20 protein-coding genes are annotated in these 24,746 nt (G+C 70.4%); 12 read left to right on the forward strand and 8 right to left on the reverse strand.

Annotated elements, in window-relative coordinates; translation table 11 throughout:
- The first annotated feature begins 115 nt into the window (after positions 1-115).
- From ACWGDB_RS37055 to ACWGDB_RS37085, 7 genes are all read left to right on the forward strand, one after another.
- Complete coding sequence (locus tag ACWGDB_RS37055) at positions 116-1,327, forward strand: phosphoglycerate kinase (protein ID WP_453826488.1); 1,212 nt, start codon at positions 116-118, stop codon at positions 1,325-1,327.
- Positions 1,328-1,333: 6 nt separating this feature from the next.
- The gene (gene tpiA, locus ACWGDB_RS37060; RefSeq protein WP_453826489.1) at positions 1,334-2,110 is read left to right on the forward strand and encodes a triose-phosphate isomerase; all 777 of its coding nucleotides are present in this window, start codon (positions 1,334-1,336) and stop codon (positions 2,108-2,110) included.
- A 102-nt stretch (positions 2,111-2,212) separates the two neighbouring features.
- Positions 2,213-2,443 (forward strand): preprotein translocase subunit SecG, encoded by a 231-nt coding sequence (secG, locus tag ACWGDB_RS37065; protein ID WP_328430621.1) that lies wholly within the window; start codon positions 2,213-2,215, stop codon positions 2,441-2,443.
- Between the two features lie 201 nt (positions 2,444-2,644).
- Positions 2,645-2,980 (forward strand): RNA polymerase-binding protein RbpA, encoded by a 336-nt coding sequence (locus ACWGDB_RS37070; protein WP_003957010.1) that lies wholly within the window; start codon positions 2,645-2,647, stop codon positions 2,978-2,980.
- Between the two features lie 144 nt (positions 2,981-3,124).
- A complete protein-coding gene (locus ACWGDB_RS37075; RefSeq protein ID WP_453826490.1) occupies positions 3,125-4,393 on the forward strand; it encodes an MFS transporter in 1,269 nt (422 codons plus the stop codon).
- Between the two features lie 52 nt (positions 4,394-4,445).
- Positions 4,446-6,101, forward strand: coding sequence for a glucose-6-phosphate isomerase (pgi, locus tag ACWGDB_RS37080; protein WP_453826491.1), 1,656 nt, complete (start codon positions 4,446-4,448; stop codon positions 6,099-6,101).
- Positions 6,102-6,209: 108 nt separating this feature from the next.
- Positions 6,210-7,211 carry a hypothetical protein gene (locus ACWGDB_RS37085; protein WP_453826492.1) on the forward strand — a complete coding sequence of 334 codons (1,002 nt, stop codon included), beginning with the start codon at positions 6,210-6,212 and terminating at the stop codon, positions 7,209-7,211.
- Between the two features lie 32 nt (positions 7,212-7,243).
- On the opposite strand, the gene ACWGDB_RS37090 is transcribed toward ACWGDB_RS37085, so the two are convergent.
- The 3 genes from ACWGDB_RS37090 to ACWGDB_RS37100 all read right to left on the reverse strand — a co-directional run bounded on the left by ACWGDB_RS37090 (position 7,244) and on the right by ACWGDB_RS37100 (position 10,956).
- Positions 7,244-9,532, reverse strand: coding sequence for an ABC transporter permease (locus tag ACWGDB_RS37090; protein WP_453826493.1), 2,289 nt, complete (start codon positions 9,530-9,532; stop codon positions 7,244-7,246).
- A 69-nt stretch (positions 9,533-9,601) separates the two neighbouring features.
- Positions 9,602-10,336: an ABC transporter ATP-binding protein gene (locus ACWGDB_RS37095; protein ID WP_453826532.1), complete on the reverse strand. Its 735-nt coding sequence runs from the start codon at positions 10,334-10,336 to the stop codon at positions 9,602-9,604.
- Positions 10,337-10,440: 104 nt separating this feature from the next.
- Entirely contained in the window at positions 10,441-10,956 is a 516-nt protein-coding gene (locus ACWGDB_RS37100; RefSeq protein ID WP_369270303.1) for a PadR family transcriptional regulator, read from the reverse strand.
- Positions 10,957-11,081: 125 nt separating this feature from the next.
- Between ACWGDB_RS37100 and ACWGDB_RS37105 the strand changes: the two genes are divergently transcribed.
- From ACWGDB_RS37105 to ACWGDB_RS37125, 5 genes are all read left to right on the forward strand, one after another.
- Positions 11,082-12,353 carry an ABC transporter substrate-binding protein gene (locus tag ACWGDB_RS37105; protein ID WP_453826494.1) on the forward strand — a complete coding sequence of 424 codons (1,272 nt, stop codon included), beginning with the start codon at positions 11,082-11,084 and terminating at the stop codon, positions 12,351-12,353.
- Positions 12,354-12,488: 135 nt separating this feature from the next.
- On the forward strand, positions 12,489-14,132 hold the full coding sequence (locus tag ACWGDB_RS37110; protein ID WP_453826495.1) for a glycoside hydrolase family 13 protein: 1,644 nt from the start codon (positions 12,489-12,491) through the stop codon (positions 14,130-14,132).
- A gap of 39 nt (positions 14,133-14,171) precedes the next feature.
- Positions 14,172-15,503: an ABC transporter substrate-binding protein gene (locus tag ACWGDB_RS37115; RefSeq protein WP_453826496.1), complete on the forward strand. Its 1,332-nt coding sequence runs from the start codon at positions 14,172-14,174 to the stop codon at positions 15,501-15,503.
- Between the two features lie 38 nt (positions 15,504-15,541).
- The gene (locus ACWGDB_RS37120) at positions 15,542-16,906 is read left to right on the forward strand and encodes an ABC transporter permease subunit (RefSeq protein ID WP_453826497.1); all 1,365 of its coding nucleotides are present in this window, start codon (positions 15,542-15,544) and stop codon (positions 16,904-16,906) included.
- A complete protein-coding gene (locus tag ACWGDB_RS37125; protein WP_453826498.1) occupies positions 16,903-17,742 on the forward strand; it encodes a carbohydrate ABC transporter permease in 840 nt (279 codons plus the stop codon). The genes ACWGDB_RS37120 and ACWGDB_RS37125 overlap by 4 nt, the downstream gene beginning before the upstream one ends.
- A gap of 65 nt (positions 17,743-17,807) precedes the next feature.
- Here ACWGDB_RS37125 and pgl read toward each other — a convergent pair whose 3' ends face one another.
- From pgl to tkt, 5 genes are read right to left on the reverse strand one after another with little or no spacing between them, the layout of a single operon-like run.
- On the reverse strand, positions 17,808-18,590 hold the full coding sequence (gene pgl, locus ACWGDB_RS37130) for a 6-phosphogluconolactonase (RefSeq protein WP_383597096.1): 783 nt from the start codon (positions 18,588-18,590) through the stop codon (positions 17,808-17,810).
- Positions 18,587-19,807, reverse strand: a complete 1,221-nt coding sequence (gene opcA, locus ACWGDB_RS37135; RefSeq protein WP_453826499.1) for a glucose-6-phosphate dehydrogenase assembly protein OpcA — start codon at positions 19,805-19,807, stop codon at positions 18,587-18,589. Before opcA ends, pgl begins: the two co-directional genes overlap by 4 nt.
- A complete protein-coding gene (gene zwf, locus ACWGDB_RS37140) occupies positions 19,804-21,342 on the reverse strand; it encodes a glucose-6-phosphate dehydrogenase (protein ID WP_453826500.1) in 1,539 nt (512 codons plus the stop codon). The genes opcA and zwf overlap by 4 nt, the downstream gene beginning before the upstream one ends.
- Positions 21,343-21,346: 4 nt before the next feature.
- On the reverse strand, positions 21,347-22,465 hold the full coding sequence (gene tal / locus ACWGDB_RS37145) for a transaldolase (RefSeq protein ID WP_453826501.1): 1,119 nt from the start codon (positions 22,463-22,465) through the stop codon (positions 21,347-21,349).
- Between the two features lie 34 nt (positions 22,466-22,499).
- Entirely contained in the window at positions 22,500-24,587 is a 2,088-nt protein-coding gene (gene tkt, locus ACWGDB_RS37150; protein ID WP_453826502.1) for a transketolase, read from the reverse strand.
- Positions 24,588-24,746: the final 159 nt, after the last annotated feature.

Here is a 24,746-nt window from a genome sequence, read left to right on the forward strand (position 1 = left end):
CAGGCGCAGGGACGCGCCGCCCGAGCCCTGACTCACGTGCAGATCAGACCTGTTGGATCACGAGTGCTTCCGAGCACTTACGAGCGATCACGAGCCCTTCTCAGGAGTCCCCTTCATGAAGACGATCGACGAACTTCTCTCCGAAGGCGTCGCCGGTAAGCGGGTCTTCGTCCGCGCCGACCTGAACGTGCCGCTGGACGGCACCACGATCACCGACGACGGCCGTATCCGCGCCGTCCTGCCCACCGTCAAGGCGCTGGCCGAGGCGGGCGCCCGCGTGGTCGTCGCCTCGCACCTGGGTCGCCCCAAGGGTGCCCCGGACCCCGCGTTCTCCCTGGCCTCCGCCGCCGCGCGCCTCGGTGAACTGCTCGGCGCGGACGTCGCGTTCGCGACCGACACGGTCGGCGAGTCCGCCCAGGCCGTGGTCGCCGGCCTCGCCGACGGTCAGGTCGCGGTCGTCGAGAACCTCCGCTTCAACGCCGGTGAGACGAGCAAGGACGACGCCGAGCGCGGCGCCTTCGCCGACCGGCTGGCCGCCCTCGCGGACGTCTACGTCGGCGACGGCTTCGGTGCGGTGCACCGCAAGCACGCCTCCGTGTACGACCTCCCGGCCAAACTGCCGCACTACGCCGGCTACCTCATCGCGAACGAGGTCGGCGTCCTGAAGAAGCTCACCGAGGACGTCAAGCGGCCGTACGTCGTCGCGCTCGGCGGCGCCAAGGTGTCCGACAAGCTCGCCGTCATCGACCAGCTGCTCGCCAAGGCCGACCGGCTGCTCATCGGCGGCGGCATGGCGTACACCTTCCTCAAGGCCAAGGGCTACGAGGTCGGCATCTCCCTCCTCCAGGCGGACCAGATCCCGGCCGTCACCGAGTACATGGAGCGCGCCGAGAAGAACGGCGTCGAGATCGTCCTGCCGGTCGACGTCCTGGTCTCCACCGAGTTCCCGGACCTGAAGACCAAGGCCCCGAGCAACCCCACGACCGTCGCCGCGGACGCCATCCCGGCCGACCAGGAGGGCCTGGACATCGGTCCGGAGACCCGCAAGCTGTACGCCTCGAAGCTCGCCGACGCCGCCACCGTCTTCTGGAACGGCCCCATGGGCGTCTTCGAGCACCCCGACTACGCCGAGGGCACCAAGGCGGTCGCCCAGGCCCTCGTCGAATCCAAGGGCTTCACCGTGGTCGGCGGTGGCGACTCCGCCGCGGCCGTCCGCACCCTGGGCTTCGACGAGACTGCATTCGGCCACATCTCGACCGGTGGCGGCGCCTCCCTCGAATACCTCGAGGGCAAGACGCTCCCCGGCCTCGCCGCACTGGAGGACTGACCCCTTATGAGCACGCGCACGCCGCTGATGGCGGGCAACTGGAAGATGAACCTCAACCACCTCGAGGCCATCGCGCACGTCCAGAAGCTCGCCTTCGCCCTGGCCGACAAGGACTACGAGGCCGTCGAGGTCGCCGTCCTGCCGCCCTTCACCGACCTGCGCTCCGTGCAGACCCTGGTCGACGGCGACAAGCTGAAGATCAAGTACGGCGCACAGGACATCTCGGCCCAGGACTCCGGCGCCTACACCGGCGAGATCTCCGGCCCGATGCTGGCCAAGCTGAAGTGCACGTACGTGGCGATCGGCCACTCCGAGCGCCGCCAGTACCACGCCGAGACCGACGAGATCGTCAACGCCAAGGTCAAGGCCGCCTACAAGCACGGCCTGACCCCGATCCTGTGCGTCGGCGAGGAGCTGGACGTCCGCGAGGCGGGCAACCACGTCACCCACACCCTCACCCAGGTCGAGGGCGGTCTGAAGGACCTCCCGGCCGAGCAGGCCGAGACCGTCGTGATCGCCTACGAGCCCGTCTGGGCCATCGGCACCGGCAAGGTCTGCGGCGCCGAGGACGCCCAGGAGGTCTGCGCCGCGATCCGCGCCAAGATCGCCGAGCTGTACTCGCAGGAGCTGGCCGACCAGGTCCGCATCCAGTACGGCGGCTCCGTGAAGTCGGGCAACGTCGCGGAGATCATGGCTCAGGCCGACATCGACGGCGCCCTGGTCGGCGGTGCCTCACTGGACGCCGACGAGTTCGTCAAGATCGTGCGGTTCCGCGACCAGTGAGTTCCTGGTAAGCGGGATCCGTCGTACCCTTGCGGGGGCACAGCTCAGTGGCTGTGCCCCTGTCGTCCATCCAGATCCGAGGAAGTTGGTCCAGCCGTGGTTATGGGGTTCTCGATCGCCCTGATCGTCTTCAGCGGGCTGCTGATGCTGCTGGTGCTGATGCACAAGGGCAAGGGCGGCGGCCTCTCCGACATGTTCGGTGGCGGCATGCAGTCGTCCGTCGGTGGCTCCTCGGTCGCCGAGCGCAACCTCGACCGGATCACCGTTGTGGTCGGTTTGCTGTGGTTCGCGTGCATCGTCGTGCTCGGTGTCCTGATGAAGGTGAACAACTGACCGGCACGCACAATCCACACGTAAGGCCCCATGTTCGGTACGCGCAGCTGAGCGCGGCCTATCATGGGGCTTGCGTCTAGGTGTGAGGGCTGTGTAACTCCAATCACTGGACGCGCGTTGGGCCTTACGTAGACTGAGGCGCTCGCAGCGAAGCGAAACGCCGACTCGCTTCGCGGCACCATCACGCAGGGAGTTACGACCGTGGCAAGTGGCAACGCGATCCGAGGAAGCCGGGTCGGGGCGGGGCCGATGGGCGAGGCCGAGCGGGGCGAGTCCGCGCCCCGGCTGCGCATCTCCTTCTGGTGCTCCAACGGGCATGAGACCCAGCCCAGCTTCGCCAGCGACGCGCAGGTTCCCGACACCTGGGACTGCCCGCGCTGCGGCTTTCCCGCCGGACAGGACCGGGACAACCCGCCGGACCCGCCGCGCACCGAGCCCTACAAGACGCACCTCGCGTATGTACGGGAACGGCGCAGTGACGCGGACGGCGAGGCGATCCTCGCCGAGGCGCTCGCCAAACTGCGGGGCGAGATCTAGGAATTGAGGCCGGCCGGACACCCTCGGGTGCCCGGCCGGACCTGTACGACGCACCGGCGCCCAGCCGCTCGCGGACCGATTGTCAGTGGCGCCCTCTACGGTTTGTGCATCGATCTTCTGTATCGATGGACCGGGGGGTGAGTGGTGGCGACGGCTGAGACGGTGGGCGTTGGTGCGCCCGCGTGGCGCGGAGGATTCGGGCGGCTGTGGAGCGCCGCCGTGCTCTCCAGCTTCGGCGACTCCCTGCGTACGGCGGCCCTGCCGCTCCTCGCCGTGACCCTCACCGACCGGCCGCTGCTGATCGCCGCGGTCACCGCCTGCGGCTATCTGCCGTGGATCATGTTCGGGCTGCTCGGCGGCGCCGTCGCCGACCGGGTGGACCAGCGGCGCGCGATGTGGACGGTCGATGCGTTACGAGGCCTCCTGGTCGGCGCTTTCGCGGTGGCCGTGGCGTTCGGCCACGCTTCGATCGGCCTGCTCATCGCACTGGCTTTCACTCTGACCGCGCTCCAGACACTGTTCGACAACGCCGCCACGGCCCTGCTCCCCGCCCTGGTCGACCGTGACGCGCTGAGCAGTGCGAATGCCCGCCTCATGACCGGGCAGCGCATCGCCGGCGGACTGGTGGGCGGGCCGGTCGTGCCGGTGCTGCTGGCGGCGGGAGCGGCCGTGCCCTTCGCGGCCGACGCCGGCACCTATCTGGTGGCGGCCGTGCTGGTGGCCTCACTGCGGGTCGAGGCGCCCGAGCAGGGGCCGGCACCGGCGGGCAGCACCCTGCGCCGGGAGATCGCGGAGGGACTGCGCACCCTGTGGCGCGACCGGGCCCTGCGAGGACTGTGCGCGGCCACGGCGCTGTGCAACATCGGCATGGGAGCCCAGCTCGCCACCCTCGTCCTCCTGGTGACCGGGTGGCTGGACGCCGGCCCCGTGGGGTACGCCGCGGCGGGCGCCGCCTTCACCGTCGGCGGCCTGGCCGGGGGAGTGCTGAACGGCCGGATCGTGAAGCGCCTGGGCGGAATCCGGGCCGTGCTGCTCGCCGGCACGGTGCAGAGTGCGGCCCTCGTCGTCATGGGCACCGTGCGCAGCCTCGCGGTGCTGGTGGCCGCCCTGGCCGTCTTCGGGCTCATGGGCATGGTGTGGAACGTCAACACGACGACCCTCATGCAGCAGCGCAGCCCCGTGGCGCTGCTGGGCAGGGTGGCCTCGGCGTTCCGGACCCTGGCCTTCGCCGGGGTGCCGCTCGGCGCCCTGCTGGGCGGTGCCGTCGCGACCGCCTGGGGCCTCAACACCCCGCCCCTGCTCACGGCCGCCTTCTTCGTACTGACCGTCGCCTCGCTGATACCTGTGCGCAAGCCGGACGTACCTGTTGTTGCGCCGGACGACGACGCCACGACGGCTCACGCCGGGCGCTGATCAATTAGGTTGGAACAGCTGGGACAGGCACGAAAGAAGGCTGAAGTCGGACATGAACGCAGACGGCCGTACCAGGCTCAACCAGACCCCCGAGTGGACCGAGTTGGCCAAGCACCGAGAGGAACTCGGCGAAGTGGGGCTGCGGGAGCTGTTCGCCGCTGACCCGGGCCGTGGTGCGGGGTACACGCTGCAGGTCGGTGACCTGCACGTCGACTACTCCAAGCACCTGGTCACCGACGAGACGCTGCGGCTGCTGCGCGAGCTGGCCGCCGCGACGGACGTGTTCGGGCTGCGGGACGCCATGTTCCGCGGCGAGAAGATCAACACAACCGAGAATCGCGCCGTGCTGCACACCGCGCTGCGCGCACCCCGTGACGCGGTGATCGAGGTCGACGGGGAGAACGTCGTCCCGGGGGTGCACGCCGTCCTCGACAAGATGGCCGACTTCGCCGGGCGGGTCCGCTCCGGGGCCTGGACCGGGCACACCGGCCGGCGCATCAAGAACGTCGTGAACGTCGGCATCGGCGGCTCCGACCTCGGCCCGGCGATGGCGTACGAGGTGCTGCGCAGCTTCACCGACCGAGACCTGACCGTCCGCTTCGTGTCGAACGTCGACGGCGCCGACCTGCACGAGGCCACCCGCGACCTGGACGCGGCCGAGACGCTGTTCGTCATCGCCTCCAAGACCTTCACGACGATCGAGACGATCAGCAACGCGACCTCGGCGCGCGACTGGCTGCTGGGTGAGCTGAAGGCGGGTCCGGAAGCCGTCGCCAAGCACTTCGTCGCCCTGTCGACGAATGCCGAGAAGGTGGCGGACTTCGGCATCGACACGGCCAACATGTTCGAGTTCTGGGACTGGGTCGGCGGGCGCTATTCCTATGACTCGGCGATCGGCCTGTCCCTGATGATCGCCATCGGCCCGGACCGCTTCCGGGAGATGCTCGACGGCTTCCACACCGTCGACGAGCACTTCCGCACCGCGCCCGCCGAGTCCAACGTGCCGCTGCTGCTGGGTCTGTTGGGCATCTGGTACGGCAATTTCCACGACGCCCAGTCGCACGCGGTGCTGCCGTACAGCCACTACCTGTCGAAGTTCACGGCGTATCTGCAGCAGCTGGACATGGAGTCCAACGGCAAGTACGTCGGCCGGGACGGGCGGGAGGTCGACTGGCAGACCGGGCCGGTCGTGTGGGGCACGCCGGGCACCAACGGGCAGCACGCCTACTACCAGCTGATCCACCAGGGAACCAAGCTGATCCCGGCGGACTTCATCGGCTTCGCCGAACCCGTCGCCGAGATGAGCGACGGACTCAAGGCACAGCACGACCTGCTGATGGCGAACTTCTTCGCGCAGACGCAGGCGCTGGCGTTCGGCAAGACGCCGGAGGAGGTGCGTGCCGAGGGGGTGCCGGAGGAGCTGGTGACCCACAAGACGTTCAAGGGCAACCACCCGACGACGACGGTCCTCGCGCGCGAGCTGACTCCGTCGGTGCTCGGGCAGATGATCGCGCTGTACGAGCACAAGGTGTTCGTGCAGGGCGCGGTGTGGAACATCGACTCCTTCGACCAGTGGGGCGTCGAGCTCGGCAAGGTCCTCGCCAAGCGTGTGGAGCCCGCGCTGACCGAGGGCGCCGAGGTGCCGGGCCTGGACGCGTCGACGCAGGCGCTCGTCGCCAAGTACCGGGAGCTGCGCGGCCGGCGGTGACGCGGATCCGGCGGTGACCGCGGATGCGGAAGGCGGGCGGCGCGTGGTCGTCCGCTTCCCGTAGACTCCCTCGTTGATCATGGGCACGATCACTCGGGGGAGTGTGAATTGGCTAATCCACAAGGGAGTTGGACCGGCGGCGTCCTGACCGCCCAGTCGTTCCTGAAGCCTCATCAGGTCGCGAAGGCGGTGTTCCACCCGACCTGGATCCCGAACTCGCTGGATCCGTCGGTGGACGCGCTCAAGAAGGCGCGGGTCATCGTGGGGGCGGTCGCGGCGTTCGGTGTCTACACCTTCGTCGAGGGCGGGTTCGCCTTCGACGAGATGCTGGACAACGCGGCGACCGCCTGCGCGGTCCTGCTGTTCATCACGCCGCTCACGGTCGGCGTGATGCTCTGGCTGTGGCGGCGTTCCGGCGCCGGTACGGTGGGGCAGCTGCGGGAACCGCTCGTCAGGTCGCTGAAGTTGCTGCTGCTGTTCATCGGCTCGGCGCTCGGGACTCTGTTGATCTTCCGCTTGGGCGGCTCGCTCGGGGTCCTCGGGAACATGCTGCTCAGCCTGACCGGGCTCTGGATGGGCTTCTTCGTGATCGCCGGCGCCTACCGGATCTCGGGGAACTTCTTCGGCACCGCTGTCGTGCACCGCAGCCTGCCGCCGTTGCTCGCGACCGTGACGACCTGGCTGATGGCCATTCCCGACCTCGTGACCGGTGACCTGCACGGTCTCGGCCTCGCCCTGGGCTTCGTCTTCATCCTGGGCGCTCCACTGACGGTCACGGGCATCGCCCTGCTGGAGATGGGCCGACTCAAGAACCGGTACGGCATCCGGCTTGCGGCCCACCCGGCCACCCTGCCGCCGATCCCGACGCCCACTCCGATGCCGACCCCGACGCCACCGTCTTACGCCCCGAACGGCTTCGTACCGCCGCAGGGCAACCCGTACACGCCATCCGGGAACCCCTACGGCCGGCCCCCGCAAGGGAATCCGTACGGCCCCGGTGCGCAGCACCCCTACGGGCCGCAGTATCCGCAGGACCCGCCGCCTCCCTACAGTCCGCCGCCTCCGTACAACCCGCAGCAGCCGTACGGCCCCGGCCCCTACGGCAGCTGACCTCGTGCAATCCGTGCCGGCGCCGTCGTCGGTCAGGCGACCGCGCTCAGTGTGTCGGCGAGTCGGCGGCGGGCGGCGCGGGAGGCCGGGAAGGCGGCGAGTGCGGCCGCTCCGGCGACTGCCGCCGTGCCGAACAGCACGAGGAGGGCGGCGGACGGGCCCTGCGCGATGCCCGCGCCGATGCCGCTCGATCTGCCCTGGGCGTCGATCAGCCAGTGCGCGAGGGGTGTGCCCAGTGCGGTACCGATGACGACCGCGGCCAGGGCGGTGCAGGCCGTGGAGGTGACGGTGATCGCGGTGATCTGCCGTGGGGACAGTCCGATGGCCTTGAGGGCCAGCAGGTCCCGTTCACCCTCGCGGACGGCACCGCCGATCGCGGTGAGCAGTTCGATGAGCCCGATGAGGGCCAGCACGGCGATCAGGCCGACGACGACACCGCGCAGGGCCGACAGGCCGTCGGCGGGGTTCGGCACGGCGTGCACGTCGAGGCGTCCGTGCCCGGTGGCGGCCAGCCGGTCGGCGACTTCGGCGGGATCCGCGCCCGGGCGGAGCCGCAGCTCGTACAGGGTGGGGCCGAGGCCGGGATCGTTCTCGCGGAGGGTGTCGAGGGAGGTGGAGATGACCCGGCCGGCGTTCTCCGGCTCGACGCTGCGGCCCACGATGTGCAGGATCTGCGGCTGGTCGCCGACGGTCATCCGAACCCAGTCGCCGACCTGCACGTCCAGCAGATCCAGCAGCCCCTGCCCGGCCACCGCCTCGTCGCGGCCCTGCGCGGGGCGGCCCTCGGCCAGGGCGTACGGGTAGGGGTCCTCGCGGGTACCGAGGCCGCGCAGGGCGATCGTGGCTGTCTGGCCCGGGACCAGGGCGGCCACCTCGACGCCGGGGTAGGCGGCGGTGACCTGCGGGTCGCGTTCCAGCAGCGTGCGGGTCTCCCGGTCGGCCAGGCCGGAGTCGGCGTGGACGGCCAGGGCGGTGGGCAGGCCGATCTGCTCGGGGCTGCTGTCGAAGCGTTCGATCGTGGTCCACGCGCTCATCGCCACCACGATCAGCAGCAGCGGCAGCGCGAGCCGGGCGACCGTCGCCAGTGATCTCAGCCGGCGGGTGAACGCCCGATGCCAGCCCAGCACCAGCGCGGGCGGCAGCCGCAGCCCCAGCGCCTGCCGGGCGACACCCGACAGCCGTCCGCCGAGCGGTGCCGCGGGCCGTGGCACCGGTACCGGGGGCACGCGGCCCGCCCGCCAGGCCGCGAGCCCGGTGGTCGCGCCGATGAGCAGCACTGCCGCGACGGGAACCGTGAACAGCGCAACGGTGTGCCCGGGCAGCCCCTGCCACACCCCGACCGCGTCCCCGAGCCGGCCCGGGATGTGACTGCCCAGGGCCTGGATGAGGGTCGCGGCGGCGACGGCACCCAGCAGCGCGTAGGCGAGATGCTGCAGCAGGAAGACTCGGACCACCTGGCCCGGCGTGAAGCCGATCGCCTTCAGCACGGAGATGTCCCGCAGATGCCCGCGGATGCGGGTGCCGATCGCCCCGTGGACGGCGAGCCCGGCGGCGACCAGCGCGCCCAGCCCGAACAGGCCCAGCACCTGCCCGAGCAGCCGGTTGTCGCCCTGCGCCTCGGCGCGCCCCTGTTTCCAGGTGGAGACCTCGCTGACCGCGCCGGCGCCCAGCACGGTCACGGCGCGCTGGACGGCGTAGTCCGTGTCGTCGGGGTCCGTCAGACGCAGCCCGATCACCTGACCGCCCGGGTCGGGCACGGCGGACGGCGGTGCCCAGACCAGGCCCGGCTGCTCGCCAGGCCGGTAGCGCGGCTCGGCGCTGTCGGCGATGCCGAGGACGGTCAGGGTCCGGGCAGTGCCGGTGCCGGGCAGGGTGAGGGTGTCGCCGGGGGCGGCGAGAAGGGCGCGGGCGAGGCGGGTCTCCAGGACGACGCCGTCGGGGTTCGAGGGGTCCAGCCAGTGGCCGGAGGTGATCAGGGGGCGGCCGACGGTGGGGCGCTCGGGGGTGCCGCGCAGTTCGACGGTGGCACGGGTGCCCTGGGAGGACAGGGTGGTGGAGGCGGTCGGGTAGGGCCCCGCGACGGACTCCACGCCGTCGAGCTCGGCCAGTTTCCCGGTGTCGGCCGACGACCCGGTGTGCAGCCACACGTGCGCGCCGTGCGCCTGGGTGAAGACGCGCTGCCAGGGGTTGGTGGCGTAGCCGAAGAGTGCCGTGGCCAGCAGCAGCGACACGACGATCCCGGCCGTGGCCAGCACCAGGAACAGTGCCTCGCCGCGGTGCGTCCGCAGATCGGAGTGCGCCCAGCGCAGGGTGGCTCGCATGGGCGTCAGCCTCGCCGCTCGGGACCGGCAGGCCCGCGCGGGGGGCGGGGATCGTCGTAGCGCCGCATGTCAGTCCCTGAGCTCCAGCACACTCGACGTCCCGGCCCGGCGTGGCGGTGTGCCCGCGTCCAGTTCGGCGTCGTCGGCTATGCGGCCGTCGAAGAAGCTGATCACGCGGTCCGCGGCGCTGGCGAGTCGGGCGTCATGCGTGACCAGCACGATCGCCTGGCCGCGCTGGTGGAAGCGGGACAGCAGCCGCATCACCTCGCGGGTGCCCTTGCTGTCCAGGCTGCCGGCCGGCTCGTCGGCCAGCAGCAGCGGCGGACGGTTGACCAGGGCGCGGGCCAGTGCGACCCGCTGCTGCTCGCCGCCGGACAGCTCGCCCGGCAGGCTCCGCTCCTTGCCCGCGAGGCCCAGCTCGCCCAGCAGCTCCGCCCGCTCGGTGCGCGCCCGCTTCGGCGCGACGCCGGCCAGCAGTGCGGGCAGCTCCACGTTGTCGGCGACGGACAGGTCGGAGACCAGGTTGAAGAACTGGAAGACGATCCCGATCCGCTTCCTGCGCTCCACCGCCCAGCGGGCCTCGCTCCACCGGTCCGCGCACTCGCCGTCCAGCCAGATGCTCCCGCTGTCCGGGCGCTGCAGCCCGCCCAGCAGATGCAGCAAGGTCGACTTACCGGCACCGGACGGACCGGTGACGGCCACGAACTCGCCCTGTCGGACGGAAAGATCAACGCCCCGCACGGCATGCGCCGGAGCGCCCTCGCCGCCTTGATGCGTCTTGACCAGGCCCTCGGCCCGCAGCACCGGGCGGCTCGCGGCGCTCGGCGCGGAGCTCTCGGCCTGCGGCGCGGGGTCATCGGCCCGCGCACCGCGACCGTCGGCGCCCAGCTCAGGAGCGGAATCGTCGCTCACTCCAGCTCCTCCAGCTCTTCCTGGCACCGCTCAAGCCAGTCGAGGTCGGCCTGCAGATGCAGCATCGCGCCCTCGATCAGCAGGTGGGCGATGCGGTTGTCCCGGTCTTCGGCGGCGGCCAGTTTCGACAGTTGACGCATGGTGTTCAAGTACTGGCGCCGCTGTTGGTTGATGAGGGCGATCTGGTCGGCGAGCCCCGTCTGCGGGGCGACGGCCAGCTTCATGAAGAACTCGTCCCGCACCCGCGGCTCGTCCTCGGGCTCCTCGAACCAGGCGCGCAGCGCCTCACGCCCGGCGTCGGTGAGGTGGTAGACCTTCTTGTTGGGCCGGCTCGACTGCTCGACGTCCTCGCCCTCTATCAGCCCCGATTTCTCGAGACGGCCGAGGGTCACATAGATCTGGCCGACGTTCGGCTGAGGGTACGCGGAGCCCAGCAGTTGCTCAAGGTCCTGCTTCAGCTCATAGCCGTGGGCCGGGCCGCGCGCCAGCAGGGCCAGGAGGGGCAGCCGCACTCGTGCTCTCCTCCTCGCATCATGGGTAATGTGCCGCGAGGCCTAGTATCGCGCATACCTAACAGGTATACATGGCCTCTGACTCCGGGCGAAGGTGCCTGGGGCCGGTGTGCAAGGAGGAACCTATGCGGTGGATCCACGCCGCCGGTAGGGGCCTTCTCGTCCTCGTTGTGATCCTGACCGGCTACGTTGCCTCCGGCGCCCGCGCCGACGAGGGTCCCGCGAGTGGCAGGGGACCCCTGACGCTCGCCACCGCCGGCGACCTCACCGGCTATCTCGGTTCCGTCCTGGAGGGCTGGAACCGCACCCACCCCGACGAGAAGGTCACCCTCGTCGAGCTGCCCGACTCCGCCGACGAGACCCACGCGCAGATGACCACCGACCTGCGCGGTGGTGATCGCAGCCGCTTCGACGTCCTCAACATCGACGTCAGCTGGACCTCGGAGTTCGCGGCGCAGGGCTGGATCCGCCCCCTGGCGCGCGACCGCTTCCCGCTGGGGAGCTTCCTGCCGCCGGTCGTGGACACGGCAACCTACGACGGACAGCTGTACGCGGTCCCGTACGTCACCAACGCCGGTCTGCTCCTGTACCGCAAGGACATCCTCGCCAAGGAGGGCGTCGACCCACCGCGCACCTGGGCCGAGCTGGAACGGGCGGCCAAGACCATCGCGCCCAAGTACGGCCTGGACGGCTACGCGGGGCAGTTCCTGCCGTACGAAGGGCTCACGGTCAACGCCGCCGAGGCCGTCTACTCGGCGGGCGGCTCGATCCTCGGTGACGAGGGCGAGCGCGTCACCGTGAACTCGACGGCGGCCCGCGACGGCATCGACTTCCTCGCCCGGGGCGTTCGCGAGGGCTGGATCCCCGAGCGGGCGCTCACCTACAAGGAGGAGGAGTCCAAGCAGGCCTTCCAGGACGGACGCCTGCTCTTCCTCCGTAACTGGCCGTACGCCTACGTCGGCGCGTCCGCCAAGGGCTCGCCGGTCTCCGGGCGGATCGGTGCCGTACCGCTGCCGGGTCCGGACGGGCCGGGGACGAGTGTGCTCGGCGGCTCCAACCTGGCCGTCAGCTCCCATGCCCGGCACCCCGACTCGGCCGCCCGTCTGATCGCGTACCTGACCAGCGAGCGCGTCCAGCGCCAGGTCCTCACGCGAGGCGCCCTGCCGCCGGTACGGGCCGACCTGTACGAGGATCCCGGGCTGGTGCGGGAGTTCCCGTATCTGCCGACCCTGCGCGAGAGCGTGCTGACGGCCGCGCCGCGCCCCAAGAGCCCGCGCTACGACCAGGTGAGCCTGGTGGTGCAGGCGGTCGTGCACGACGCGATGACCGGCCGCGAGACGCCCGAGGCCGCGGTGCGGCGGCTGGCGCGAGAGCTCGACGCCATCGCCGCTGAGTAGTTACCTGTTAGGTAACGGCGGCATCTCATCCTTCCTCGCCCTGACCTGGTATGCCCTATTTTATTAGGTCAACTGCTCGGTAGCTTGCGTCCAGTTCATTGACACCCTCCTGAAACGGATACTTAACATGCATGCATGCTGAGTAAGTACCACTGGTGGCGTGACGCGGTGATCTACCAGGTCTATGTCCGCAGCTTCCTCGACAGCACCGGCGACGGTGTCGGCGATCTCGCCGGGGTCCGGGCCGGGCTGCCGTATCTGAAGAAGCTCGGGGTCGACGGGATCTGGCTGAGCCCCTTCTATCCCTCGCCGCAGCACGACCACGGGTACGACGTGGCCGACTACTGCGACGTCGACCCGCTCTTCGGCGACCTCGCCGAGTTCGACCAGCTGGTCGCCGCGGCCCGGCGGCTGGGGATCAAGGTGCTGCTCGACATCGTCCCCAACCACTGCTCCAGCGAGCACCTGTGGTTCGAGGAGGCCCTGTCCGCCGAGCCCGGCAGCGCGGCCCGCGCCCGCTTCCACTTCGCCGACGGCCGTGGCGCCGACGGCTCCGTGCCGCCCAACAACTGGCACGCGATGTTCGGCGGCCCGGCGTGGAGCCGGGTGACCGAGGCGGACGGCCAGTCCGGCCAGTGGTACCTGCACATGTTCACGCCCGAGCAGCCCGACTGGAACTGGCGCAACCCGGAGGTCGGCGCCGAGTTCGACCGGGTCCTGCGGTTCTGGCTGGACCGGGGTGTCGACGGCTTCCGCATCGACGTCGCCGCCGGCCTCTACAAGCACCCCGAGCTGCCCGACTCCGACGACCCGGAGGCCGACGCCCGCACCCGCGACTCGGTCAACCCGCTCGCCTGGAACCAGCCCGAGGTGCACGACGTGTGGCGCCAGTGGCGTTCCATATGCGAGGAGTACACCGCCCGCGACGGCCGTGAGCGTCTGCTCGTCGGCGAGGTGTCCGTCCCGACCGCTCGCGAGCACGCCCAGTACGTCCGCTCCGACGAGCTCCACCAGGCCTTCTTCTTCGACCTGCTCAGCGCCCCCTGGGAGGCCGACGCCTTCCGCAAGGTCATCTCCGAGGCCATGCAGGACATAGCCGGTACGGGCTCGACGGTCACCTGGGTCCTCAACAACCACGACCAGGTCCGCACCGTCACCCGCTACGGCGAACCCGCCACCGAGGGCAGCGGCCTCGGCGCCGCCCGCGCCCGCGCCGCCGCGCTGCTGATGCTGGCGCTGCCCGGTGCCGCGTACATCTACCAGGGCGAGGAGCTGGGCCTGCCCGAGGTCGTCGATCTGCCCGACGACGTGCTCACCGACCCGATCTTCCACCGCACCGGCAGCCGGGCCCGCATCCGCGACGGCTGCCGGGTGCCGCTGCCCTGGTCGGGACAGGCGTCCCCGTTCGGCTTCACCTCCGGCGCGGAGAGCGCCAAGCCCTGGCTGCCGCAGCCCGAGTACTTCGCCGAGTACGCCACCGACCGCGCCCTCGCCGACACCCGCTCCTTCTGGCACCTGTACCGCGACGGCCTCCAACTGCGCGAGGCACTGCCCCAGTTTGGTGAAGGCACGCTGAGCTGGCTGGACAGCGCGCCCGGCGTCCTGGCCTTCGTCCGCGGCGACGGTCTCGTCTGCGCCGTCAACTTCGGTACCGCACCCACCCCGGCGCCGGTCTCCGGCACCCCGCTCCTGTCGAGCGGCCCCTGCCCGGCCGGGGTCCTGCCCGGCTCCACCGCCGCCTGGTGGATGAGCGACGGGACCGAGTCCCGCGCCTTCTGATTTTCCGTCAACTCCCCATCCTCCGAAGGGACATCAACGATGATGCGACGACGTACGACCCTGCTCACCGGCTGCACCGCTCTCGTCCTCGCGCTCGGCGCGACCGCCTGTGGCGGCGGCCCGGTCGCCGCGGGCGGCGGTGACAAGGCGCTCAGCGGCCAGACGATCACCGTGGCCGGTGTCTGGACCGGCACCGAGCAGAAGAACTTCCAGAAGGTGCTGGACGCGTTCACCGAGAAGACCGGCGCCAAGACCGAGTTCGTGTCCACCGGGGACAACGTCTCCACCGTCGTCGGCAGCAAGATCGAGGGCGGCAACGCCCCCGACGTGGTGATGGTCCCGCAGGTCGGCGTGCTCCAGCAGTTCGCGAAGAAGGGCTGGCTGGAGCCGCTGTCCAAGACCACGCAGAAGTCCGTGAACGCCAACTTCGCCCCCGTGTGGAAGAACTACGGCAGCGTCGAGGACACCCTCTACGGCCTCTACTTCAAGGCCGCGCACAAGTCGACCGTCTGGTACAGCCCCGACGCCCTCGCCCAGGCCGGCGTCGAGCCGCCGAAGAGCTACGACGACATGCTGAAGGCCGGGAAGACCGTCTCCGACTCCGGCCTCGCCGCCTTCTCGGTCGCCGGGGAGGACGGCTGGACCCTCACCGACTGGTTCGAGAACGTCTACCTCTCCCAGGCCGGACCCGAGAAGTACGACGCCCTCGCCTCGCACGAGCTGAAGTGGACCGACGCGTCCGTGGTCGACGCGCTCACCACCCTCGGCAAGCTGTTCAAGGACAAGCAGCTGATCGCGGGCGGCCAGAAGGAGGCCCTGAACACCGACTTCCCGGGCTCGGTGGAGAAGGTGTTCGGGCCGAAGCCCGAGGCGGGCATGGTCTACGAGGGCGACTTCGTCGCGGGTGTCGCAAAGGACCAGTTCGGCAAGTCGATCGGCGAGGACGCGAACTTCTTCCCGTTCCCGGCGGTCGGTTCCGGCAAGGCGCCGGTGGTCAGCGGCGGTGACGCGGCCGTCGTCCTGAAGGACGGCAAGAACCAGAAGGCCGGCATGGCGCTGCTGGAGTACCTCGCCACCCCGGAGGCCGCGGCCGTGTGGGCGGAGGCGGGCGGCTTCCTGTCCCCGAACAAGAACGTCGACCTCGCCTCGTACGGCGACGACGTCACCCGTGCGACCGCCAAGTCCCTCGTCTCCGCGGGCGATTCGGTTCGCTTCGACATGTCCGACCAGGCCCCGGCGGCCTTCGGCGGCACCAAGGGGGCGGGCGAGTGGAAGCTCCTGCAGGACTTCCTGCGCGACCCGTCGGACCCGAAGGGCACCGCGGCGAAGCTGGAGGCCGCGGCCGCCAAGGCGTACGAGGGCCAGGGCTGATCATCCATGACCGCCACACGTATGAAAGCTGACCGGACATGACCGCCACCCTCGTCAAAGAGGCAAGCCCGTCGCCCGTCCCGGGCGACGGCAAGGCGCGCGCCCGACGCTCACGGCGGCGCGGGCGGATCATCGCCCTCCTCTTCGTCTTCCCCGCGCTGCTCCTGCTGGGCGCGCTCGTCGTCTACCCCGTGCTGTTCTCCATCGGGCGCAGCTTCTTCGACGCCTCCGGCACCGAGTTCGTGGGCGGCGAGAACTACTCCGAGATGTTCCGCGACCCGGCGACACTCAACGCGATCCGCAACACGACCATCTGGGTCGTCGTGGCCCCGGCCCTGCTGACGGGCCTCGGTCTGATCCTGGCCGTGCTGGTGGAGAAGGTCCGCTGGGCGACCGCCTTCAAGCTGCTGCTGTTCATGCCGATGGCGGTGTCCTTCCTCGCCGCCGGCATCATCTTCCGGCTCGCCTACGACGAGGACCCGGACAAGGGCGTGCTGAACGCCGCCGTCGTCTCCGTGCACGACGCCTTCCAGGGCACGTCGACCTATCCGACGGCACGGGCACGCGACGGGCAAGGGCTGGCCAAGGGGGCGGACGGCTCGTACGGCACGACCGCGACCGCGTCCCCCGGCCAGGCCGTGACCCTCGGACTCGTCGGTGTGCTCCCGGCGGACCTGCCCGGGGACGCCCGGCCGGCGGACGCGGCCGCGGGGCAGAAGGCGAGCCCCGGTGAGCTCAGCGGCGTCGTGTACCTCGACTTCACGCCCGGCGGGGGAGGGGAGCAGGGCAAGGTCGACCAGCGGGAGAGCGGGCTGCCGGAGATGACGGTCGAGGCGGTGCGCGGCGGGGAGGCGGTCGCCTCGACGACCACGGCGGCCGACGGCTCGTTCCGTTTCGAGGGGCTGGACGACGGGTCGTACACGGTGAAGCTGCCGGCCTCGAACTTCGCCGCTCCTTACGAGGGCGTCTCCTGGCTCGGACCCACGCTCGTCACGCCGGCGATCATCGGGGCGTACCTGTGGATCTGGACCGGATTCGCGATGGTCCTGATCGGCGCGGGTCTGGCGACCCTGCCCCGGGACGCGCTGGAGGCCGCGCGGATGGACGGCGCGAACGAGTGGCAGATCTTCCGGCGGATCACGGTGCCGCTGCTGGCGCCGGTGCTGACGGTCGTGTTCGTCACCCTCGTCATCAACGTGATGAAGGTCTTCGACCTCGTCTACATCATCGCGCCAGGGCCGGTGCAGGAGGACGCGACCGTACTCGCGACGCAGATGTGGCTGGTGTCGTTCGGCGGTGGCAACAACCAGGGACTGGGCAGCGCGCTCGGTGTACTGCTCCTGCTGCTCGTCATCCCCGCCATGGTCTTCAACGTCCGCCGTTTCCGAGGGAGTCAGCGATGAACGCGGTCAGGCGCGGACTGGGCAACGGGCTGGTCCAGGCGTTTCTCGTGGTGATCGGGCTGGTGTGGCTGACGCCGCTGGCCGGGCTGTTCGTGTCGTCCATGCGGTCCGCCGAGGACACGGCGAACGGCGGCTGGTGGACCGTGTTCACCAGCCCCGGCCAGCTGTCCTTCGACAACTACTCGGCACTGCTGGGCAACGCCGGGATCACCCAGGCCTTCTGGAACACCGTGCTGATCTCGGTGCCGGCGACTTTGCTGGTGGTCGTCCTCGCGGCACTCGCCGGGTACGCCTTCGCGTGGCTGGACTTCCCCGGACGCGAGGCGATCTTCCTGGTCGTGGTGGCACTGCTCGTGGTGCCCGTGCAGATCGGGCTGCTCCCGGTCGCCAAACTCTTCGGCCAGCTGGGGCTGTTCGGCACTATTCCCGGTGTCGTCCTCTTCCACGTGGCCTACGGGCTGCCGTTCGCGGTGTTCCTGCTGCGGAACTACTTCGCCGAGCTGCCCAAGGAGATGCTGGAGGCGGCGCGGATGGACGGGGGCAGCGAGTGGCGGATCTTCACGCGGCTGGTGCTCCCGGTGGGGCGCCCGGCGATCGCCTCGCTCGCCATCTTCCAGTTCCTGTGGGTGTGGAACGACATGCTGGTGGCGCTGCTCTTCGCGGACAGCGCGTCGCAGCCGCTCACGGTTGAACTGCAGTCCCAGATCCGGCAGTTCGGCAGCAACATCGATGTGCTGGCGCCGGGGGCGTTCGTGTCGCTGGTGGTGCCGGTCGTGGTGTTCTTCGCGTTCCAGCGGCACTTCGTACAGGGCGTGATGGCCGGGTCGGTGAAGTAGCCCGGGCAAGCGGTGCATGTACTTCGGGCCCTCGCTTCACCGGGAAGCGAGGGCCCGAAGTGCGTTCACGCGGACGCCGGTGGATACAGCGACCGCGGCAACTGCGAAGCGGCCGCCGCATCCAGCAGCCACAGCGTCCTGGCACGGCCGTACGCTCCGGCCGCCGGTGCCTGGATCTCACCCGCGCCCGACAGCGCGATCGCCGCCGCCTGCGCCTTGTCCTCGCCCGCCGCCAGCAGCCACACCTCACGCGCCGCCCTGATCGCGGGCAGCGTGAGGGTGACACGGGTCGGTGGGGGCTTGGGGGCGCCGTGCACGCCGACGACCGTGCGGTCCGTCTCCCGTACCGCGGGGAGTTCCGGGAACAGGGAGGCCACGTGCGTGTCCGGACCCACGCCCAGCATCAGGACGTCGAACGTGGGAACCGCGCCGTGGTTCTCCGGGCCCGCCGCCCTCGCCAGTTCCTCCGCGTAGGCGGCGGCGGCCGCCTCCACGTCCGTGCCGAACGGGCCGTCCGAGGCGGGCATGGCGTGCACCCGCTTCGGATCCAGCGGCACCGCGTCCAGCAGGGCTGCACGCGCCTGAGTGACGTTGCGCTCCGGATCGCCCTCGGGAAGGAAGCGCTCGTCGCCCCACCAGAGGTCCAGCCGGCCCCAGTCGACGGCGTCCCGGGCGGGAGCCGCCGCGAGCGCGGCCAGCAGGCCGTTGCCGTTGCGGCCACCCGTGAGGACGACGGACGCCGAGCCCCGGGAGGCCTGCGCGTCCACGATCTTCGTGATCAGCCGGGCCGCCGCGGCCTGCGCCATCAGCTCCTTGTCGTGGTGCACGACCAGCTGCGGAGTACTCACTTGGCCGCCGCCCTCTTCACCGGTTCCGGTGCCGCCGCTTCCTTCGCGGGTGCTTTCGCAGCGGTTTCGACGGGAGCCGGGAGAGCGGCTCGTCCGGCCGGTTCTCCTTTGGCCGGCGCTCCCTCCCCGCCCTGCGACTCCTTGGCCTGCGACTCCTTGGCCTGCGACTCCCCGGCCTGTGACTCCTCGGCCGGCGACTCCTCGGCCCTGGCCACGGCGGCCTCGGCCAGGGCGACGGCCTGCGCAGCCTTGGCGATCGCGGCCTCGACGCCCCGAACCGCCGGAGCCGGCCCGGCGCTCAGCCGCTCCACCCCGAACCGCAGCGCCGAGGCGTACGTGTCGTCCGGGTCGAGCCGCCGCAGCTCCTCCGCGATCAGCTCGGCCGTCTCCCGCCGCTTCAGCGCCACCGCACGGTCCGGCTGGCCCTGGATGGAGAGGGTCGCCAGGGAGCCGTCCGCCCGGTCGAGCGCTATCGGGCCGCAGTCGGTGTCCATACGGACCGCCGTCAGGCCCGGGCCCGACGACAGCGACCGCTTGACGGGGACGTCCAGCCGGTCCGCGAGCCACATCGCCAGCAGCTCACAGCTCGGGTTGAACTCCTCGCCCTCCACCTCGACGGCCTGCACCTCGCAGACCACCTGGTCCAGAGCCGCCGCCAGCATCGAGCGCCACGGCGTGATCCGGGTCCAGGACAGGTCGGTGTCGCCGGGAGTGTAGGCGTCGGCGCGGGCCGACAGCTCCCGCACCGGCTGCTCCGAGGCGTACGTGTCGGTCACCCGGCGCTGGGCCAGCGCGCCCAGCGGGTCGTTCGCCGGGTCGAGCGGGGCGTTGACCGGCCACCAGACCACCACCGGGGCGTCCGGCAGCAGCAGCGGCAGCACGACCGACTGGGCGTGGTCGGACACCTCGCCATACAGCCGCAGGACGACCGTCTCGCCGGTGCCCGCGTCCGCACCCACCCGCACCTCGGCGTCCAGCCGGGACTGCGTGCGGTCGCGGGGTGAGCGCGAGACGCGCTTGATGACCACGAGCGTGCGCGAGGGGTGCTCGCGCGAGGCGTCGTTGGCGGCCCTCAGAGCGTCGTAGGCGTTCTCCTCGTCCGTGACGATGACCAGCGTGAGCACCATGCCCACGGCCGGCGTGCCGATGGCCCGGCGGCCCTGCACCAGCGCCTTGTTGATCTTGCTGGCCGTGGTGTCCGTGAGGTCTATCTTCATGGCCGGCGCCAGCTCCGTCCGTCTCGCTCGAGCATTTCGTCCGCCTCGACGGGGCCCCAGGTACCGGACGGGTACTGGGCCGGCTTGCCGTTCTTGTCCCAGTACTCCTCGATCGGGTCGAGGATCTTCCAGGACAGCTCGACCTCCTCGGTGCGCGGGAAGAGGTTCGAGTCACCCAGGAGAACGTCCAGGATCAGACGCTCGTACGCCTCCGGGCTCGACTCCGTGAAGGACTCGCCGTACGCGAAGTCCATCGACACGTCGCGGATCTCCATCGACGTGCCCGGCACCTTCGAGCCGAAGCGGACCGTGACGCCCTCGTCCGGCTGGACGCGGATCACGATCGCGTTCTGGCCGAGCTCCTCGGTGGCCGTCGTGTCGAAGGGGGAGTGCGGCGCACGCTGGAAGACGACCGCGATCTCGGTGACGCGGCGGCCCAGGCGCTTGCCGGTGCGCAGGTAGAAGGGGACACCCGCCCAACGGCGGTTGTCGATCCCCACCTTGATCGCGGCGTAGGTGTCCGTCTTGGACTTGGCGTCGATGCCCTCCTCCTGGAGGTACCCGACCGCCTTCTCGCCGCCCTGCCAGCCGGCCGCGTACTGCCCGAACACCGTGTCCCGGCCCAGGTCCTTCGGCAGCCGTACGGCGCCGAGCACCTTGGTCTTCTCGGCCGCCAGCGCGTCCGCGTCGAAGGAGGCGGGCTCCTCCATCGCGGTCAGTGCCAGGAGCTGGAGCAGGTGGTTCTGGATGACGTCACGGGCGGCGCCGATGCCGTCGTAGTAGCCGGCGCGACCGCCGATGCCGATGTCCTCGGCCATGGTGATCTGCACGTGGTCCACGAAGGACCGGTTCCAGATCGGCTCGAACATCGTGTTGGCGAACCGCAGCGCCAGGATGTTCTGGACGGTCTCCTTGCCCAGGTAGTGGTCGATGCGGAAGACCTGGTCCGGGGCGAAGACCTCGTGGACGACCTTGTTGAGCTCCTCGGCCGACGCCAGGTCGTGTCCGAAGGGCTTCTCGATGACCGCTCGCCGCCAGGAGCTGCTCGTCTGGTCGGCGAGGCCGTGCTTCTTCAGCTGCTGGATGACCACCGGGAAGGAGCGCGGCGGCACCGAGAGGTAGAAGGCGAAGTTGCCGCCCGTGCCCTGGGCCTTGTCCAGCTCCTCGATGGTGCCGCGCAGCCGCTCGAAGGCGGCGTCGTCGTCGAAGGTGCCCTGCACGAAGCGCATGCCCTGGATGAGCTGCTGCCAGACCTCCTCACGGAAGGGGGTGCGGGCGTGCTCCTTGACGGCGTCGTGGACCTCCTGCGCGAAGTCCTCGTTGGCCCACTCGCGGCGGGCGAAGCCCACCAGCGAGAAACCCGGCGGCAGCAGACCCCGGTTGGCGAGGTCGTAAACGGCCGGCATCAGCTTCTTACGTGACAAATCGCCCGTAACGCCGAAGATCACCAGGCCCGACGGCCCCGCGATACGCGGGAGCCGTCGGTCGGCGGCGTCACGAAGCGGGTTCGCTTCAGTGACGTTGAAGGGTGGCAAGGGATCAGCCCTCCGAGGGGGCGAGGCGCTCGAGCTCTGCCTCGGTCGACTTGAGCAGGTCGTTCCAGGACGCCTCGAACTTCTCGACGCCCTCGTCCTCCAGCAGCTGCACGACGTCGTCGTACGAGATGCCGAGGCGCTCGACGGCGTCCAGCTCGGCGCGGGCCTGCTGGTAGGTGCCTGCGATGGTGTTGCCGGTGATCGAGCCGCTCTCCTCGGTCGCCTGCAGGGTGGCCTCCGGCATGGTGTTGACCGTGTTCGGCGCGACCAGGTCGTCGACGTACAGGGTGGCCTTGTAGGCCTTGTCCTTCACACCGGTGGAGGCCCACAGCGGACGCTGCTTGTTGGCGCCCGCGTTCTCCAGCGTGCTCCAGCGGTCGGAGGAGAAGACCTCCTCGTACGCCTCGTAGGCGAGGCGCGCGTTGGCCACGCCCGCCTTGCCGCGCGCGGCCTTGGCCTCGTCGGTGCCGAGCGCGTCGATCCGCTTGTCGATCTCGGTGTCCACGCGGGACACGAAGAACGACGCCACCGACCGGATCTTGGACAGGTCCAGGCCCTTGGCCTTGGCCTTCTCCAGACCGGCGAGGTAGGCGTCCATGACCTCGCGGTAGCGCTCCAGCGAGAAGATCAGCGTGACATTGACGCTGATACCGCGGCCGATGACCTCGGTGATCGCCGGGAGGCCCGCCTTGGTGGCCGGGATCTTGATGAGCGTGTTGGGCCGGTCGACCAGCCAGGCCAACTGCTTGGCCTCGGCGACGGTCGCGCGGGTGTTGTGGGCCAGGCGCGGGTCGACCTCGATGGAGACCCGGCCGTCCTGGCCGTCGGTGGCGTCGAAGACCGGGCGCAGGATGTCGGCGGCGTCGCGGACGTCCGCCGTCGTGATCATGCGTACGGCCTCTTCGACGGTGACCTTGCGGGCGGCGAGGTCGGTGAGCTGCTGCTCGTAACCGTCACCGCTGCTGATCGCCTTCTGGAAGATCGTCGGGTTGGTGGTGACACCCACGACGTGCTGCTGGTCGATCAGCTCGGCCAGGTTGCCGGACGTGATGCGCTGGCGCGACAGGTCGTCCAGCCAGATCGCGACGCCTTCCTCGGAGAGGCGCTTGAGTGCGTCTGTCATGGAAAATCAAACTCCTACGTCTCGTATATGAGCGTCAGCGCTGGGCCGCGGCGAGGGATTCCCGCGCGACGGCTGCCACGTTCTCGGCAGTGAAGCCGTACTCCCGGAAAAGGACCTTGCCGTCGGCCGAAGCACCGAAGTGCTCCAGGGAAACGATGCGACCCGCGTCCCCGACGTACTTGTGCCAGGTGAGACCGATGCCGGCCTCCACCGCGACCCGCGCCCTGACGGCCGGCGGAAGAACGCTGTCCCGGTACCCCCGGTCCTGCTCCTCGAACCACTCCACGGACGGCATGGACACGACTCGCGTCGGGACCCCGTCCGCCTGCAGCTGCTCGCGCGCCTCGACGGCGACGTGCACCTCGGAGCCGGTGGCGATGAGGACGACCTGCGGCTCGCCGCCTTCGGCCTCGAACAGCACGTAACCGCCGCGCGCGGCGTCCTCGTTGGCCTCGTAGGTCGGCACGCCCTGACGGGTCAGCGCCAGCCCGTGCGGGGCACCCTTGCCGAACTCCTTGGTGTAGCGCTTGAGGATCTCGCGCCAGGCGATCGCGGTCTCGTTGGCGTCGGCGGGCCGCACGACATTGAGACCGGGGATGGCGCGCAGGGACGCCAGGTGCTCGATCGGCTGGTGGGTGGGGCCGTCCTCGCCGAGACCGATGGAGTCGTGCGTCCACACGTACGTCACCGGCAGGTGCATCAGGGCCGACAGCCGTACGGCGTTGCGCATGTAGTCGGAGAACACGAGGAACGTGCCGCCGTAGATACGGGTGTTGCCGTGCAGCGCGATGCCGTTCATCTCCGCGGCCATGGAGTGCTCACGGATGCCGAAGTGGATCGTGCGGCCGTACGGGTTCGCCTCCGGGAGCGGGTTGTCCGCCGGGAGGAACGACGACGTCTTGTCGATCGTCGTGTTGTTGGAGCCGGCCAGGTCGGCCGAGCCGCCCCACAGTTCCGGGATGACCGCGCCGAGGGCCTGGAGCACCTTGCCGGACGCGGCACGCGTGGCGACGCCCTTGCCGGGCTCGAAGACCGGGAGCTTCTCCTCCCAGCCGGTGGGCAGCTCGCCCGCGGCGACGCGGTCGAACTCGGCGGCGCGCTCGGCGTTGTTGTCCCGCCACTGCTGGAAGGACTTCTCCCACACGGCACGTGCCGCCTGGCCGCGCTCCAGGGCACCCCGGGTGTGGGCGATGACCTCGTCGGAGACCTCGAAGGACTGCTCCGGGTCGAAGCCGAGGACGCGCTTGGTGGCCGCGACCTCGTCGTCGCCGAGCGCCGAGCCGTGGGCGGCCTCGGTGTTCTGCGCGTTCGGGGCCGGCCAGGCGATGATCGAGCGCATCGCGATGAAGGACGGCTTGTCCGTCACCTTCTTCGCTTCCTCGATCGCGTCGTAGATGGCGTGCGGGTCGAGGTCGCCGTCCGGCTGCGGGGCGACGCGCTGGACGTGCCAGCCGTACGCCTCGTACCGCTTGACGGTGTCCTCGGAGACGGCCGTCTCGGTGTCGCCCTCGATCGAGATGTGGTTGTCGTCCCACAGCAGGATCAGGTTGCCGAGCTTCTGGTGGCCGGCCATCGAGGAGGCCTCGGCGGAGATGCCCTCCTGGAGGCAGCCGTCACCGGCGATGGCGTAGACGAAGTGGTCGAACGGAGAGGTGCCCTCGGGGGCCTCCGGGTCGAACAGACCGCGCTCGTAGCGGGCCGCCATCGCCATGCCGACGGCGTTGGCGACACCCTGGCCCAGCGGGCCGGTCGTCGTCTCGACGCCCGTGGTGTGGCCGTACTCCGGGTGACCGGGGGTCTTCGAACCCCAGGTCCGGAACGCCTTCAGGTCGTCCAGCTCCAGGCCGAAGCCGGCCAGGTACAGCTGGGTGTAGAGGGTCAGGGACGAGTGGCCCGCGGACAGCACGAAGCGGTCGCGCCCGACCCAGTCGGCGTCCGCCGGGTCGTGCCGCATCACCTTCTGGAAGAGGGTGTAGGCGGCAGGTGCCAGGCTCATCGCCGTACCCGGATGGCCGTTTCCGACCTTCTGTACGGCATCGGCGGCCAGGACGCGGGCGGTGTCGACGGCCCGCTGGTCCAGCTCGGTCCACTCGAGGTCTGTGGTGGTCGGCTTGGTGCTCACCCTGGGTCAGGGCTCCTCTCCACATGTCGGATGCCGGTGTTTCGGGCATGCGCCCACCGGCTGCCGGCGTTCTCGGCGTCGGCCGGCCATTGTCGAGCCTACCCCTGGAAGTACGTGCGTTTTTTCGAGTCATTCCAGACTGCCGGGAGTCGCCGGGAT

It is taken from the genome of Streptomyces sp. NPDC055013 (assembly GCF_053608645.1).

Coding starts and splice junctions, on each gene's coding strand:
- ACWGDB_RS37055 (WP_453826488.1), top strand. CDS start 116: ATGAAGACGATCGACGAACTTCTCTCCGAAGGCGTCGCCGGTAAGCGG.
- tpiA (WP_453826489.1), top strand. CDS start 1,334: ATGAGCACGCGCACGCCGCTGATGGCGGGCAACTGGAAGATGAACCTC.
- secG (WP_328430621.1), top strand. CDS start 2,213: ATGGGGTTCTCGATCGCCCTGATCGTCTTCAGCGGGCTGCTGATGCTG.
- pgi (WP_453826491.1), top strand. CDS start 4,446: ATGAACGCAGACGGCCGTACCAGGCTCAACCAGACCCCCGAGTGGACC.
- ACWGDB_RS37090 (WP_453826493.1), bottom strand. CDS start 9,532: ATGCGAGCCACCCTGCGCTGGGCGCACTCCGATCTGCGGACGCACCGC.
- ACWGDB_RS37105 (WP_453826494.1), top strand. CDS start 11,082: ATGCGGTGGATCCACGCCGCCGGTAGGGGCCTTCTCGTCCTCGTTGTG.
- ACWGDB_RS37110 (WP_453826495.1), top strand. CDS start 12,489: ATGCTGAGTAAGTACCACTGGTGGCGTGACGCGGTGATCTACCAGGTC.
- ACWGDB_RS37115 (WP_453826496.1), top strand. CDS start 14,172: ATGATGCGACGACGTACGACCCTGCTCACCGGCTGCACCGCTCTCGTC.
- ACWGDB_RS37120 (WP_453826497.1), top strand. CDS start 15,542: ATGACCGCCACCCTCGTCAAAGAGGCAAGCCCGTCGCCCGTCCCGGGC.
- ACWGDB_RS37125 (WP_453826498.1), top strand. CDS start 16,903: ATGAACGCGGTCAGGCGCGGACTGGGCAACGGGCTGGTCCAGGCGTTT.
- opcA (WP_453826499.1), bottom strand. CDS start 19,807: ATGAAGATAGACCTCACGGACACCACGGCCAGCAAGATCAACAAGGCG.
- tal (WP_453826501.1), bottom strand. CDS start 22,465: ATGACAGACGCACTCAAGCGCCTCTCCGAGGAAGGCGTCGCGATCTGG.